The organism is Cupriavidus sp. 8B (genome assembly GCF_054589115.1).
Genome location: NZ_BAAILO010000137.1, coordinates 1 through 295 on the forward strand (window position 1 = coordinate 1; position 295 = coordinate 295).

A 295-nucleotide genomic window follows, 5' to 3' on the forward strand; every position below is an offset into this window, starting at 1 on the left:
CGAGCGAGACTTGGTCCCGCATCGTCTTGGCCAAGGCCAAAGGCAAACGCTCAAGACTAAGCGCTTGCCTTTGACGACCAATCCAAGGTGCACATTCCAGTGCGAGGTAAGTGGTGGAGGATGACGGGATCGAACCGACGACCCCCTGCTTGCAAAGCAGGTGCTCTCCCAGCTGAGCTAATCCCCCCTTTACTTCTCGGTCCGGAGGCTCAACATCGACTCACATCGTCGAACCACCATCCGTAACTTGGTGGGTCTGGTAGGACTTGAACCTACGACCCCCGCCTTATCAAGA

1 tRNA gene is annotated in these 295 nt (G+C 56.6%); it reads right to left on the reverse strand.

The features are described from left to right. Positions 1 to 111: 111 nt before the first annotated feature. A tRNA-Ala gene (locus ACYP5B_RS14505) sits at positions 112 to 187 on the reverse strand. Between the last annotated feature and the right edge of the window lie 108 nt (positions 188 to 295).